Here is a 13,475-nt window from a genome sequence, read left to right as displayed (position 1 = left end):
CCGGACCGGACATCGCGGAGACACCGGGCGCGGCGGCTGCCACGGACTCTGCGGGCGCACCGGAGCGGTCGCCGTCGGAGCGGTCGCCGTCGGAGGAGTCGTCGGTGGGGGAGCCGTCGGCGGGGGAGTCGTCGGCGGGGGAGTCGACGGTGGATTGGGAGGGACTGCCCGAGCTGATTCGCGTGCGTCTCGCGGAGGTGGCCGCCGCCGCACTCGGCGGGCTCGCCATGGCGGAGATCCCGCGTCCGCTGCGGTCGGTCGCGAAGTTCACCCCCGGCAAGCGGGCCCGCTTCGGCAGGGCGCCGCTGCTGGCCGAGCTGCGGGCCTCCACGGCGTTTCGTTCTGCCGTCTTCGTGTGGGCGGGACAGCATCACCCGGCCTTGATCGACACCGAGTCCGACGACCCGGTCACCCGGGCCGTCGGGGCGCTGTTGGCGGGCGGTGATCAGGCCGCCGAGCGGGTGCGGGTGGTGGCGCGGCGCGCCGAGGACGCACAGCTTCGGTCCGAACGGGACACTGCGGTGGCCAGGGCGGAGCGCCTGACCGCCGAGCTGGATCGACTGCGCGCGGAGAACGGCGCGGTGCGGGCGGCCGTCGAGCTGGCCAGGACCGAGTCAGAGGAGGAGCTGGACCGGCTGCGTCGCAGACTCCGCGAGCAGGGCGTGCGACTGAGACAGGCCAAGGACGCCGCCGCAGCCGCGTTGACCGAGGCGGAGCAGGTGCGGGCGGCCGCTGACGAGGCGGTGCGGGAGTTGACCGAGCAGCGGGACCGCGAACGTGATCGGGCCGAGGCCGAGCGGGCCAGGGCACGGCGTGCCCTGGCCGACGCCGAGGTGGCCAGGCAGTCCGCTCGCGAGGCCAGACAGGCGGACGAGGTCCGGCTCGCGTTGCTGGTGGACACCCTCGACGGTGCGGTGACCGGCCTGCGACGCGAGCTGGCGATCGGGGGCGGTGGCGGCCCCCGGCCCGCAGACCTGGTGAGTGGAGCGAGCGCCTCGCTGGGGAAGGGCGGCCGGGTGGAGGACCCGGCCGCGTTGGACCGGCTGCTCGCCCTGCCCGCCGTGCATCTGGTGGTAGACGGCTACAACGTGACCAAGACCGGGTATCCCGAGCTGACCTTGGCGGCGCAGCGGGAGCGGCTGGCCCAGCAGCTCGGCGCCCTCGCCGCTCGGACCGGCGCCGAGGTGACGGTGGTGTTCGACGGCGCGGACGTCGTGTCGGTGCCGACGGTGGTGAGCCGGGGGACCCGAGTGCTGTTCAGTGATCCCGGCGTGTCGGCCGACGACGTGATCCGCGCACTGGTGGCGGCGGAGCCGGAGGGCAGACCGGTCGTGGTGGCGACCTCTGACCGCGCGGTGGCCGACTCCGTCCGCCGCAGAGGCGCGCATCCGGTGCCCTCGGCGATACTCCTGGCTCGGCTGGGGCGGATCTGAGCCGGCGTTACAGTGTTCGCGCGAGACCTCGGGTGATAGATCGCACACAGCTGCCTTCCGTGTGCCTGATGCTTACTGTTTGTTCCCACTGGAGCGGGAACAGCAGGTCGCGTGATCGCGAATTGGTGAACACACCGTGATCGCAACTAACCCTTTCGAGACCTTGTGCACTCGTTCACAACTTTTCCTTCTGGGCAGTGGACTACGCAGCTCACTACTCGTAACCTATCCGAGACCTCGCGGCGGGCAGTTGTCTACAGAGGGCGACTCCGCAGGTCACCGCCGAATCGGCACGTCGGGGAGCCGAACCGGAGTCCAACAGCTGATCATGCGGGGATGTCGGTCGAAGATCGACGAACATCGACCGTTGATCGACCGTCCGGTAGGCGGTTCGAGAAGTACGAAGGAGTTGCTCACGACGTGGCGTCGCATCGAATGAGAAGAACGATGCGTGGGGCACTGGCGGCGACCGTGGTGGCTATGGCAGTCAGCCTCGTCCCCGCGCCGGTGATGGCCCAGGAACTTCCCGACAACAAATCAGACGCGGTGGCTCAGCTCGAAGAACTCGATCACGAGGCCGTGCGGCTGACCGAGGAATGGCACCGCGCCAACGACGACCTGGCCGCCCGAGAGGCGGAGCTGGAGGAGGCGACCGCCGCCTTCGAGCAGTCCCAGGAGTCGGCAGAGCAGGCACGAGGGGATGAGGAGCTGTTCCGCGGCAACGTGGACGAGCTCGCCAACGCCTCGTATCAGGGCGCTCGATTCAACAAGCTCTCCGCACTACTGGTCGCCGAGGACCCGCAGGCCTTCCTCGACCAGCTCTCCGCGCTGGACGTGCTCGCCAGCGGGAACGCCGAGTCGCTCGATCGGCTGACCGCCGTGGTCCGGCAGGCCGAGGAGGCCGAGGCATCGGCATCCGAGGCGGAGACCGCAGCGGCCGAGGCGGCCGCCGAGGCCGAGGAACTGCGCACCGAGATCGATGAGCGCAGGACCGAGATGGACGCGCAGATCGCCGAGGTCCAGGCGCACATCGACGACCTCACCGCAGAGGAGCAGGCCGAGTACGACCAGGGCTCCGGCGCGGACGAGGGTGAGACGGACTACCAGGTGCCCCCCGGCACCGGCACCGGCTCCGCAGCGGTGCAGGCCGCGCTCACACGGGTCGGAATGCCCTACGTGTACGGGGCCACCGGCCCCGGCACCTTCGACTGCTCCGGCCTGATGCAGTGGGCCTACAACCAGGTCGGCGTGTCGCTGCCCAGGAACAGCGCCGCCCAGGCATCCACCGGGACCGCGGTCTCCCGCGCCCAGCTGGCTCCCGGCGACCTGATCGCCTACGGAAACCCGTCGGTGCACCACATCGGCATGTACGTCGGCAACGGCAACGTCGTGCACGCCCCGACCACCGGGCAGAACGTGAAGGTCGTTCCGATCGACCGGGGCTCCAACAGCCCGATCGTTGCGATGCGACGCGTGGCCTGAAGACCAGATCGACAGACAGGCACGGCTAGACCTTCGACGGCCTGGCTCACCGGAAGATCATCGGTGAGCCAGGCCGTTCTGTCGTGTGGGGACGGCGTCCCGCCTTCGTGCCTGCTGCGCCTGCCGCCTGCGCCTGCCGTCGCCCGCCGCCCGCCCGCCATCGCCCGTCGTCGACCCGGCGGGCCCGCGTCGCGTCAGGTGACCCTCGCCGCAACAGGCGCGGCGATCCGAGGCAGGCTCTAAGATCCTGAATCGTGTCGGGGATGTCGCGGTCCCGCAGTTGGGCGGCAGCCGCGATCACCGCTGTGCTGGTGACGGCGCTGGCCCTCATTACGCTGCCTAGGGCCGATCGGCTCGACGACCACCGGCTCGACGGCCGTGCGGAAGCGGCGAGCGTGACGGCCTCGCCCCCGCCGCTGCCCTTCCGATCGCGTTCGATGACGGGCGAGCCGTCCGGCTCCGCCGCCGACGCGGCGAATCTGACGGCGGACGACGAAGCCGTCGCCCGGCTGCTGGATCGACGGGCCAGAGCGGTGCTGGACCGCGACGAACAGGCGTTCCTGGCCACGGTGGACCCGGCGGCGGACCCCGAGTTCCGGCGGTCCGAACGGGAGATGTTCGCCAATCTGGCCGACGTCCCGTTGGCCGAGTGGAGTTATCGGCTCGTCCGCCCGGCCGCGCTGATGCCGCCGCCGCCCGCCGTCCGTTCCGGGCCGGACGCGGTCGCCGCGCCCGAGGTGGAGCTGCGGTACGCCCTGGCCGGGGTCGACGAGGAGAGCACCGGGAAGCCGATGGCGTTCCTCTTCGTTCGGCGCGGCGCACAGTGGTACGTCAACTCCGACACCGGCCTGGAGTCGCAGGGCCGCCGGACCTGGCGCGGCCCCTGGTCTTACGGCCCGTGCCTGGTGCTTCGGGTCCGCTCCGGTCTGGTGCTCGGCCATCCGGAGAACGCGGCGTTGACGCGCAGGGTGGCCGACGAACTCGACGACGCCGTCCGGTCGGTCAGCGAGGTCTGGGGCACGGACTGGTCCCGCCAGGCCGCCGTGCTGCTGCCTGCCTCCAGCGAGGAGTTCCACGCGCAGGCCGGTCACGTCTTCTCGCTGGAGGACATCGCGGCCCTCGCGGTCGCCGACACCGTCGACACCGCCACCGGCCGGGCCACCGGGCAGCGCGTCGTGGTGAATCCGACGTCGGCGGCCCGGCTGTCCGACACGGCGCTGCGCGTCGTGCTGCGCCACGAGGTCACCCACGTCGCGGCCAGGGGCCAGACCGCCCCCGGAGCGCCGATGTGGCTCCTGGAGGGCTTCGCCGACTACGTCGGCTACCGGGACAGCGGGCTGTCTCCCCGACAGATCGCCCCCGACCTGCACGAGCTGATCTCGGGCTCGCCTGCCGCCGACGTGGAGGGATCGGCGCCGGGGACCGGGCAGCCGCCCCCGACGCCGCCGCTCGCGGTGCCTGCGCTCCCCGCAGACGGCGAGTTCCACGAGGGCGGCAGGCGGCTCGACCTCGCCTATCAGACCTCGTGGTCGTTGCTCGACTTCCTCGCCACCCGCTACGGCGAGACCAGGGTGGTCAACCTGTACCGGCGGCTGGCGATCCAGGGCGAGTGGGCCGAGGACGACGTCGACCGCGTGCTGCGGTCCGAGTTCGGGCTCGGCCGGACGGCGCTGCTCGCCGACTGGCGGAGCATGCTGGCGGACGAGTTCGGCTGAGGCGGACATGGTGTCCGCCGCCGGGCGGGACGTCGAAAGCCGCCGCGCGGCCTCGGCCGTCGTCGAGAGCGGGGTCTGCCAGCGCGGACCGGTCGGCTTCATCGATGCACGGCCAGGGGCGCGGACGCGCTCACCACTCTCGAGATCGCCGCCCCACCGAGGACTACGGGCCGACGCGCATTAGTCTCGGTCCGGTGCGTCGGACCCTCTTGGTGACCAACGACTTCCCGCCGCGTCCCGGCGGCATCCAGGCGTATCTGCACGCCTTCGCGACCAGGCTGCCCGCGCAGGAGCTGACCGTCTACGCGCCCTCCTGGGAGGGGCGGGCCGGTTCGCATGTCGACTTCGACGCGGCCCAGCCCTTCGAGGTGGTGCGGCACCCGACGAGCCTGATGCTGCCGACCGGCGATGTCCTGAGCCGGGCCCGCGACGTCCTGCGCGCCGGGAAGTGCGACACGGTGTGGTTCGGTGCGGCGGCCCCGCTGGCGCTGCTCGGTCCGTGGCTGCGGGAGGCGGGCGCGCGGCGAGTGGTGGCCAGCACGCACGGCCACGAGGTCGGCTGGTCGATGCTGCCCGGTGCGCGGTCGGCGCTGCGGCGGATCGGCGCGTCGTCCGACGTCGTGACCTTCGTCAGTCGGTACACCCGAGGACGGTTCTCCTCGGCCTTCGGCCCCGGTGCGGTGCTGGAGCACCTGCCCTCCGGGGTGGACACGCAGACCTTCCGACCCGATCCCGCCGCCAGAGTCGACATCCGGCGTCGACACGGGCTCGGCGACCGCCCGGTGGTGGTCTGCGTCTCCCGGCTCGTGCCGCGCAAGGGCCAGGACATGTTGATCCGGGCCTTGCCGCAGATCCGTCGGCAGGTGCCCGACGCGGCGCTGTTGATCGTCGGCGGCGGCCCGTACCGCGATCGGCTGCACAAGCTGGCGCTGGACCGAGGGGTGGCGGGCCATGTGATCCTCACCGGCTCGGTGCCGTGGGAGGAGCTGCCCGCGCACTACGCCGCCGGAGACGTCTTCGCGATGCCCTGCCGGACCAGGGGCGGCGGCCTCGACGTCGAGGGACTCGGCATCGTCTTCCTGGAGGCCTCGGCGACCGGGCTGCCGGTGGTGGCAGGCCGGTCGGGCGGCGCACCGGAGACCGTCCTGGACGGCGTCACCGGCTCAGTCGTCGACGGGACGGACGTCGCGGCCGTCGCCGATCAGGTGGGCGGGCTGCTCGCCGATCCGGAGCGGGCTGCGGCGATCGGCAGGGCAGGCCGCGACTGGGTCTCCCGACACTGGCGCTGGACCGACCTCGCCACGCGGCTGGCGCGGCTGCTCGACGGCTGAGCCTCGGCAGGCACCGGATCTCCCGGCGACGCCGATCTCCGGGGTCTGCGCAGGCGCAGGATTCGATCACCGGCGGCACCGCGGCAGGATAATCGTCTGCCGGGGACTTCGACCGTGCGGGGGACACCGATCGCGTTCGGCCCGGCGCCCGTCTCCGCCTGCGGCGCCGCGCCCCGGACTGGACGGACTGCGCTCCGGCCCGATCGAGAAAGAGCCCTTCTTCGTTTCCTACTGTGCTGTTACGGGGGGCGGACCCCCGCGACGCCCGTCCCCCGCAGATCGAGGCTCGCCCTCGGATCGTGTTCAGGTCTGGTAGATCGACTCGATGTCCACGGCGCGGCTCTGAACGATGACGTTCCTGCGCAGCTTCAAGCTGGGCGTCAGATCGCCGCCTGCCTCGGTGAAGTCCTCGTCGAGCACCCGGAATCGCTTGATCGACTCCGTCGTGGACACGGACTCGTTCGCCGCGTCCACGGCCCGCTGCAGCTCGCGGAGCAGGTCAGGATCGTCGGCACGAGCGGCGGAACTCGCGTTGCCGAGTCCCCGACGGGCCCGCCAGCCTGCCAGCGCCTCGTCGTCCAGCGTGATCAGCGCGCCGATGAACGGGCGTCGGTCGCCGACCAGCATGCAGTGGCTGACCAGCGGATGCTCCCGGACCCGATCCTCCAGCGCGGCGGGTGCGACGTTCTTGCCGCCCGCCGTCACGATGATCTCCTTCTTGCGGCCGGTGATCCGTAGGAAGCCTGCCGAATCAAGTTCGCCGAGGTCGCCGGTGTGGAACCAGCCGTCGGGCATGGCCTGCGCCGTGGCCGCCGCGTCGTTCCAGTAGCCGCGGGTGACGATCTCCCCCTTGATCAGCACCTCGCCGTCGTCGGCGATGCGTACCGTCGTGCCCGCCACCGGCCTGCCCACCGTGCCGATTCGCGCGGCGTCCAGGGTGTTCACGCAGGCGGCGGCAGTGGTCTCGGTCAGTCCGTAGCCTTCGAGGACGGGGATGCCCACGCCCCGGAAGAAGTGCGTCAGCCGCTCGCTCAGCGGCGCACCGCCGGAGACGGCCGCCACACAGCGCCCGCCGAGCGCGGCGCGCAGTCGTCGGTACACCAGCCGGTCGAACATCGCGTGTCGCACGCGCAGCCCGATCGAGGGGCCGCTCGCCTCGCGCGCCCTGCTGTAGGCGATCGCGGTCTTCTCGGCCGCGTCGAACACGCTGCCTCGACCACTGTCGTGGGCCTGGGCCCTGGCCTTCGCATGGACCTTCTCGAAGACGCGGGGCACGGTCAGCACGAACGTCGGCCGGAAGGTGCCCAGGTCGCTGACCAGGCTCGCGATCTGGCTGGTGTGGCCGAGCGTGGTCCTGGCGTACACGGCGCAGATCGCGATCGCCCTGGCGAGTACGTGCGCCATCGGCAGGAACATCAACACCGAGTTCCCCGGCTCCAACAGTTTCGGGTAGGCGGTGATGTCGGCGCGGACCTCGGCGAGGAGATTCCGGTGGGTCAGCTCGCAGCCCTTGGCGCGGCCGGTGGTCCCCGAGGTGTAGATCAGCGTCGCGAGGTCGTCGGCGCCGACGGCGCGGCTGCGGGCCCGAACCCGCGCGTTGGGGATCGCACCGCCCAACGCGGTCAGCTCGTCCACCGCCCCCGCCGCGCCGGTCTGTCCGTCGGGCCCCTCGATCTGCCAGACGTGGCGGACCTCGGGCAGCAGGTCGACCACGGCGTCGACGCGGCGCCGGTGATCGGCGTCCTCCACGATCACCGCCTTGGCCTGCGAGTCCGCGAGCAGCCATTCGACCTGGTCGGCGGAGGACGTCTCGTAGATCGGGACGCTGACCGCGCCCGCCGCCCAGATCGCGAAGTCCAGCAGACTCCATTCGTAGCGGGTGCGTGACATCAACGCGATCCGGTCACCCGGCTCTAAACCGGCCGCGATCAGTCCCTTCGCCACCGACATGACCTGCGCGGCGAAGTCGGCCGCCGTCACGTCGATCCAGGTGCCCTCCACCCGGCGGCGGAAGCTGACGGTGCCCGCGAAGCGATCCGCGTTGGCCCACACCATGTCGGTGAGGTTCTCCTCGGCGGAGACCGTGGTGGAGGCGGGGACACTGAACTCACGCACCGGTACCTCCTGGTGAGACTGTCACGGACAGCAACCTAACCAACCACCCGTCGGGGGAACAGGCCCGGTGTCGTCTGACCGCCCGGCACTGGCAGGCTCGTGGGTCATGCACGTGTTGGATCTCGCCGACGACACCTTCCTCGCGGTGCCGCCGCGCGTCGTCTCCGCCGAGGTGGCCGACCCCGCGTTCGCTGCGCGGTACTGGCCGGAGCTGAACCTTCGGGTCTACGCCGACCGAGGCATCAAGGGCCGCTGCTGGACGGTGAGCGGACCAGTGCACGGCACCATGGAGATCTGGCTGGAACCGGTGCTCGACGGGACCGTCCTGCACTACTACCTCCGAGCCGACCCGCTCGGCCCGGACGGCAGGCCGCGTTCGCCCGGCGTGGTCGCGCTCGGCCGACTGGCCCGCCGCTGGCGTGTCGTCGGTCGCCGGGCCGCCCTCGACCTCAAGTGCAGGCTGGAGGCGGGGCGGGTGCCGGGCGGACCGCCCGTGCAGCCCTGACCGACGTCGCCGCCGCGCGCCGATCACGGAGCACCGCAGGCCCGTTGGACTCCGCACCGGCCCCGGCGACCGGTAGGTTCGGCCGAGTGCGGGTTCATGTGGTGTCCGACGTGCACGGCAACGTCGAGGGTCTGGCCAAGGCCGGCGAAGGGGCCGACGCCCTCATCGTCCTCGGCGACCTGCTCGACTTCGTCGACTATCTGGAACCCGGGAACGGAATCTTCGGCGCCCTGTTCGGCGCCGAGCGGGTGGCGCGCTTCGGCGAGCTGCGCCGCTCGCCGACCGGTGAGGCTGGCGCCTACATCCGCTCGCTGTGGGCAGGCCTGGACGACGCGGCGGCCAAGGTCGACGCCGCCGTCCGCGAGCAGTACGCCCGGCTCTTCGCCGCCATGACCGTCCCGACGTTCGCGACGCCGGGAAACGTCGACAATCCCGAACTGTGGTCGGAGTTCGCCGGGCCGAACGTGACGGTGCTCGACGGTCAGACGGTCGAACTCGACGGGATGCGCGTCGGCTTCGTCGGCGGCGCGCTCTTCCCGCCGGGCGTCCGAGCCCGTCCCGGCTCGCCGTGGAAGCCGTACCTGCGGTCGGCGGCGGACTTCGACGCCGCGATCGCCGGGCTGGGCGCGGTCGACCTCCTCTGCACCCACATCCCGCCGTCGGTGCCGGAACTCTGTTACGACGTCGTCGCCCGGCACAGTGAACTCGGCTCGGACGGGATTCGGCGGGCACTGCGGGAGCATCGGCCGCGTTGGTCGGTCTTCGGACACGTCCATCAGCCGCTGGCCCCGCGAATGCGTGTCGACGGCACGGAATGCGTCAACGTCGGTCACTTCCAGCAGACCGGGGTCCCGTACGTGCTCCAGTGGTGAGCCGCCACGAGCATCGTCACCCACTGGGCCCCGACCCCGGAGCATGGTCACCGACGGGGGCCCTGGACACGGAGCATGGTCACCGACGGGGGGCCCTGGACACGGAGCATCGTCACCGGCGGGGACTTACGACACGGTAGCCTGCCTGACATGGCCGACGAGTCCACCCAGTCCCTCGTGATCGATGCACCCGCCAACCGCATCATGGGGGTCATCGCGGATTTCACGGCCTACCCCGAGTGGGCGGGCAATCTCAAGAGCACGGAGGTCCTCGCCGAGGACGACGACGGACGGGCCCGCCAGGTCCGGTTCTCCCTGGACGCGGGCGTCCTCAAGGACAAGTACGCGCTGGCCTATGAATGGGCCGCCGACGGCCTCTCGGTGAGCTGGGTCCTCGTGGAGGGCCAGATGCAGAAGGCGCAGCGCGGCAGCTACCGGCTCGACCCGAAGGGCCCGGACGGCCCGACGACGGTGACCTACACGCTGTCGGTCGACCTGACCATCCCGATGATCGGCCTCTTCAAGCGCAAGGCGGAGAAGGTCGTGATGGACACGGCGCTGAAGGAGCTCAAGCGTCGGGTCGAGGGCGGTTCCTCGCCGGCTCGACCGGAGTAGACGAGAACGTGCGCCTGCTGCTGTTCACCGGCAAGGGCGGGGTCGGCAAGACCACCCTGGCCGCCGCGACCGCCGCCCGGCTGGCTCGGGACGGGGTCAAGACCCTGGTCGTCTCCACCGATCCGGCGCACTCGCTGGGCGACGCGTTCGGCCTCGCCCTCGGCGACGAGCCGGTGGAGGTGGACTCCGGGCTGTTCGCGGGGCACATCGAGACCAGGGGACTCGTCGATCAGGCGTGGCGGACGCTGCGCGATCACCTGCGGACGATGCTCGCCGGGGCGGGCCTCGACGAGCTGGACGCCGAGGAGCTGACCGTGCTTCCCGGCATCGAGGAGCTGCTCGCGCTCACCGAGGTCGCCAGGATCGCGCAGGCGGGCCCCTGGGAGACGGTGATCGTCGACTGCGGCCCCACCGCGGAGACGCTGCGACTGCTGGCCCTGCCGGAGGCACTGGCCGGCTATCTCGAACGACTCTTCCCCGCACATCGCCGCGCGGTGCGCGGACTGCTGGGCACCCTCGCGGGCGGCAGCCTCGACAAGTGGGATGCCCTCGCGAGCGGGCTCGGCGATCTCGCGGGCAGGCTGGAGGGCCTGCGGGCCCTGCTCACCGACCGCGACGTGACCGGCGTCCGGCTGGTCTTGACGCCGGAGCGCGTCGTCGCCGCCGAGACCCGACGCACGGTCACCGCGCTCACCCTCCAGGGCATCGCGGTGGACGCCCTGCTGGTCAACCGGCTGGTACCCGATCCTGGTGCGGATCGCGGCGTGGCAGCCGACTGGCTGCGGACCCGCCGAGCCGAGCAGCAGGCCGTGCTGGACGAGGTGCGGCGGGAGACCGCCGTGCCCGTCTGGACCGCAGGGCATCGGGCCGGGGAGCCGGTGGGCGCCTCGGCGCTGCTGGTCGTCGCCGACGACCTCTACGGCGAGCGCGACCCGCTGCGCAGGGCGCCCGACCGTCCGCTGCTGTCGGTGCGGCGACCCGCCACGCCGGACGGCGAGTACCTGCTGACCATCGCGCTGCCCCTGTCTGCCGAGGATCGTCTCGACCTGGCCAGGGCAGGTGACGAGCTGGTGGTGACCGTGGACGGCCGCAGGCGGCTCGTCGCCCTGCCCTCGGTGCTGCGCCGCTGTGTCGTCTCCGGCGCCAGCGCGGACGACGACGGCGTGACCGTCCGTTTCCAGCCCGACCCGGCACTGTGGATGCGGTGATCGACCGTGACTGAGCCGGGGGGCTCGTCGGGGCGGGCAGGCGACGCTGCTCGCGACCTCGGGACCGAACTGCGTCGAACTCTGGAGCTGCTGCACGATCGCGCCCAGCCGGTGCTGCTCGCCCTGCGCGCCAGGGCGGCGGCGGACGAGCCGAGCGCCGGGACCGATCATCACGGGGCCGATCACCACGGGGCCGATCACCACGGGGGCGCTGCTCACCGTGGGGCGGCGGATCACGGTGGCGCAGTCGATCACGGCGCGCCCGCGCACCACGGAGAACGGAACGCTGCCGAGGCACCTGCGTCGGACCGGGATGCCCGCCGAGCGGCGTCGACGGACGAGGGCCGGGCAGCCGGACACTCCGGGTTCGCCGGGGCGGCGAGCGAGGACTCCGCCCGACCGACGGCCGAGGATGAAGCCGCTGCTCCGGGCACCCCGGCAGGCGACGGCTCGCGGGTCGGGGGCGCGGCGGAGGCTCCGTCGAACAGTTGCGGCTGGTGTCCGTTGTGCGCCGCGATCGGACTGTTCCGGGGCGAGCGCCCCGAACTCGGCCTCCGGCTCGCCGAGCAGGCGATGAGCCTGCTCGACGCCGTGCGCGCGATGGTGCACGAACCGGCCGCCGGTGCCGAGTCGAACGGGCCGACGTCCGCCGAGTCGAACGGCCAGACCTCTGGTGCGTCCGAGCCCGCCGGATCGGCGGCGGACCGCGCCGAACCCGATGACGACGACCGGCCCCGGCCTGCCGAGTCCGGTGCCTGCGGCGGTGGGGACGCCGCTGCTCGGGACGGCGGCGATGCCGCCTCCGCCAGCGGTAGTCCGGTCGCTGCCCGCAGCGGTGCCGACGACAGCGCTCCGCGCGACGACCTGGCCGTCGTGGATCGAGTCGCCGCTGCCTTTGCGGCTTTCGGCCGGTCCACCGCCGCCGCCGGAGCGGACCCGACCTCGACGGCACAGCCGAGTTCGTCGAGAGTTCGCCCCATCAGGGTCGACCGGCAGGCCCCCGCCGACCGAGACGATCCTGATCAGCCGCAGTCGACCCGCCGAGAACGGACCGTCCAGTCGACGGCGGCCTCGGCGCGGCCGGGGCAGGTGCCGGCTGAGGAGTCGGAGCGCGTGCAGCGCATCGGCGTCGAGCGGACGCACCGTTGCTGACGATCGGCATGGACGTCGGCGGCACGAGCGTCCGAGCCGGAGTGGTCGACGAGCACGGCACGGTGCTGCGCATCGAGCGCACCGGGACGCCTGCCGAGGAGAAGCGGCTCGACGACGCCGTGGTGGACACCGTCCACCGGCTGATGCGTGATCACGAGGTGGCCTCGGTCGGACTCGCCGTCGCGGGTTTCGTCAGCGACGATCGTGCCTCGGTGCGGTTCGCACCCCACCTCGCCTGGCGGCGGGCGCCGAGCGGATCTCGCGACGGACCGGCCTGCCGGTCGTGTTGGAACACGATGTCAATGCGGCGGCGCTGGGCGAGCATCGCTTCGGCGCGGCGCGCGGGGTGGGCGTCGCGGTGCTCGTGGCGATCGGCACGGGCATCGGCGCCGCCCTGTTGATCGACGGGCAGCTGTTTCGCGGATCGTTCGGCGTCGCGCCGGAACTCGGCCATCTCATCGTCGTGCCGGAAGGGCGGCCCTGTCCGTGCGGGAAGTCGGGCTGCTGGGAGCGCTACACGAGCGGCACGGCGTTGGCGACCAGGGCCCGCGAACTGCTGGCTGAACGGGCCGACGTCGTCTCGACCCTGACCGAGATCGCCGACGATCCCGCCCGGCTCACCGGGCAGCGGGTGGCCGAGGCGGCGCGGGACGGCGACGAGATCGCGCTGGCGGCGATGGCCGAGTTCGCCCACTGGCTGGGCAGCGGCCTGGCGCTGGTCTCCGACGTCTACGACCCGGAGGTCATCGTGTTGGGCGGCGGGGTGTCGGCCTCGGCCGAACTGTTCCTCGACCGGGCCAGGGCCCGGCACGCCGAGGCGATGACCGGCGCGGGATTCCGCCCTGCCGCGCGGATTCAGCTCGGGGAACTGGGTGATCTCGCGGGCATCGTCGGCGCCGCCGAGCTGGCCAGGGACCACGTCGAGCAGACGGGCTAGCGGCGGCCTCGAAAGACACCGACGGCCGATGCCCACGAGGCCGGGCTCTCGGCGGCTGGGGCTCCACTGCGGCGCCTGTCGCTCGGGTCGGCCCGCGTCGAAGCCGTCCG

The 13,475-nt window shown here is 72.2% G+C and carries 10 protein-coding genes and 1 pseudogene; 10 read left to right on the top strand and 1 reads right to left on the bottom strand.

The window, feature by feature from the left end; translation table 11 throughout:
- Positions 1 to 104 precede the first annotated feature (104 nt).
- From UA75_RS34145 to UA75_RS25580, 4 genes are all read left to right on the top strand, one after another.
- Positions 105 to 1,433: an NYN domain-containing protein gene (locus UA75_RS34145; RefSeq protein WP_232237874.1), complete on the top strand. Its 1,329-nt coding sequence runs from the start codon at positions 105 to 107 to the stop codon at positions 1,431 to 1,433.
- 480 nt (positions 1,434 to 1,913) lie between these two features.
- Positions 1,914 to 2,915, top strand: a complete 1,002-nt coding sequence (locus UA75_RS25590; protein WP_232237446.1) for an NlpC/P60 family protein — start codon at positions 1,914 to 1,916, stop codon at positions 2,913 to 2,915.
- 263 nt (positions 2,916 to 3,178) lie between these two features.
- On the top strand, positions 3,179 to 4,630 hold the full coding sequence (locus UA75_RS25585; protein WP_075742430.1) for a basic secretory protein-like protein: 1,452 nt from the start codon (positions 3,179 to 3,181) through the stop codon (positions 4,628 to 4,630).
- 194 nt (positions 4,631 to 4,824) lie between these two features.
- Positions 4,825 to 5,961, top strand: a complete 1,137-nt coding sequence (locus tag UA75_RS25580; RefSeq protein WP_075742429.1) for a glycosyltransferase family 4 protein — start codon at positions 4,825 to 4,827, stop codon at positions 5,959 to 5,961.
- A 303-nt stretch (positions 5,962 to 6,264) separates the two neighbouring features.
- Here UA75_RS25580 and UA75_RS25575 read toward each other — a convergent pair whose 3' ends face one another.
- Positions 6,265 to 8,076, bottom strand: a complete 1,812-nt coding sequence (locus UA75_RS25575) for an AMP-dependent synthetase/ligase (RefSeq protein WP_075742428.1) — start codon at positions 8,074 to 8,076, stop codon at positions 6,265 to 6,267.
- A gap of 106 nt (positions 8,077 to 8,182) precedes the next feature.
- Between UA75_RS25575 and UA75_RS25570 the strand changes: the two genes are divergently transcribed.
- The 6 genes and pseudogenes from UA75_RS25570 (at position 8,183) to UA75_RS25545 (ending at position 13,365) form a co-directional block, all read left to right on the top strand.
- On the top strand, positions 8,183 to 8,581 hold the full coding sequence (locus UA75_RS25570) for a hypothetical protein (protein WP_075742427.1): 399 nt from the start codon (positions 8,183 to 8,185) through the stop codon (positions 8,579 to 8,581).
- 86 nt (positions 8,582 to 8,667) lie between these two features.
- Positions 8,668 to 9,453, top strand: coding sequence for a metallophosphoesterase family protein (locus tag UA75_RS25565; protein WP_075744206.1), 786 nt, complete (start codon positions 8,668 to 8,670; stop codon positions 9,451 to 9,453).
- Between the two features lie 150 nt (positions 9,454 to 9,603).
- Entirely contained in the window at positions 9,604 to 10,068 is a 465-nt protein-coding gene (locus UA75_RS25560) for an SRPBCC family protein (protein WP_075742426.1), read from the top strand.
- 8 nt (positions 10,069 to 10,076) lie between these two features.
- Entirely contained in the window at positions 10,077 to 11,276 is a 1,200-nt protein-coding gene (locus UA75_RS25555) for an ArsA family ATPase (RefSeq protein ID WP_075742425.1), read from the top strand.
- A 6-nt stretch (positions 11,277 to 11,282) separates the two neighbouring features.
- Entirely contained in the window at positions 11,283 to 12,428 is a 1,146-nt protein-coding gene (locus UA75_RS25550) for a hypothetical protein (protein ID WP_075742424.1), read from the top strand.
- Between the two features lie 8 nt (positions 12,429 to 12,436).
- Positions 12,437 to 13,365: pseudogene (locus tag UA75_RS25545) on the top strand (ROK family protein).
- Positions 13,366 to 13,475: the final 110 nt, after the last annotated feature.

It is taken from the genome of Actinoalloteichus sp. GBA129-24, from assembly GCF_001941645.1.
Classification (GTDB): Bacteria; Actinomycetota; Actinomycetes; order Mycobacteriales; family Pseudonocardiaceae; genus Actinoalloteichus_A; species Actinoalloteichus_A fjordicus.
Note: the sequence above shows the minus strand (reverse complement) of the source record. Positions and strands in the feature narration are given on the sequence as shown.